The following is a 269-nucleotide window of genomic DNA, read 5'->3' on the forward strand; positions in this document are numbered from 1 at the left end:
CGCAAGATCGCCGTGCTGACCGAAGAGATTTTTCACGAAGGCGGGCCGGTGGCGCTGGTGCCGCGGCGCCGCGCGGCGGCCATGGCTGTGGTCAAGAACCCGTTCGCCGGCCGTTACGTCGAGGAATTGCAGAGCGCCATGGAGGATCTGAAGCCGCTCGGGCTGCTGCTCTCCGACAGGCTCATTGCCGCACTGGGCGGCGACGTCAAACAGATCGACGGCTACGGCAAGGGCGCCATCGTCGGCATGGCGGGCGAGCTGGAGCATGG

Annotated in this window: 1 protein-coding gene; it reads left to right on the forward strand. The window is 67.3% G+C overall.

The window, feature by feature from the left end; all coding sequences use genetic code 11:
- Positions 1–269 (forward strand): amino acid synthesis family protein (locus E5W70_RS23110; RefSeq protein ID WP_292662814.1); only part of this gene is annotated, 269 nt, incomplete at both ends.

Origin of the sequence: Mesorhizobium sp. (assembly GCF_005063415.1) — a bacterium.
In the GTDB taxonomy this organism is placed as follows: Bacteria; Pseudomonadota; Alphaproteobacteria; order Rhizobiales; family Rhizobiaceae; genus Mesorhizobium.